The sequence below is a fragment of the Mycobacterium sp. 1245805.9 genome, assembly GCF_001672915.1.
GTDB lineage: Bacteria > Actinomycetota > Actinomycetes > Mycobacteriales > Mycobacteriaceae > Mycobacterium.
The window spans coordinates 1-516 of sequence record NZ_LZKR01000041.1 but is presented as its reverse complement, the minus strand read 5'-3'; the positions used below and the strand labels follow the sequence as shown (position 1 = coordinate 516).

General features: G+C 67.8%; 2 pseudogenes. One reads left to right on the top strand and one right to left on the bottom strand.

The window, feature by feature from the left end:
- A pseudogene (locus tag A9X00_RS31685) lies at positions 1–228 on the bottom strand (hypothetical protein); the annotation flags it as partial.
- On the opposite strand from A9X00_RS31685, the pseudogene A9X00_RS31680 reads away from it, so the two are divergent.
- Positions 215–516 (top strand): annotated as a pseudogene (locus A9X00_RS31680) (hypothetical protein); the annotation flags it as partial. The pseudogenes A9X00_RS31685 and A9X00_RS31680 overlap by 14 nt on opposite strands.

Below are 516 nucleotides of genomic sequence, written 5' to 3'. Positions count from 1 at the left end.
CCGGGCGCTGCCGGGCTTGCCGAGCTTCACGTTGCCGCCGTTCCCGGGGTTGCCGCCGATTACGTTGCCCAACTTGGCTGCCGACATCAACGCGGCGCTGAACGCGGTCCTGTCGGGGGCACTGACCCTGCCGCCGATCAACCTGTCGCTGCCGGGCTTGCCGAGCTTCACGTTGCCGCCGCTGCCGGGGTTGCCGCCGATTACGTTGCCCAACTTGGGTGCCGACATCAGCGCGGCACTGAACGCGATGCTCAACCTGACGCTGCCCGGGTTGCCGCCGATCAACTTGACGCTGCCTGGCTTGCCGAGCTTCACGTTGCCGCCGTTCCCGGGGTTGCCGCCGATTACGCTGCCCAACTTGGGTGCCGACATCAACGCGGCGCTGAACGCGGTCCTGTCGGGGGCACTGACCCTGCCGCCGATCAACCTGTCGCTGCCTGGCTTGCCGAGTGTCACGTTGCCGCCGTTCCCGGGGTTGCCGCCGATTACGTTGCCCAACTTGGGGGCGGACATCAG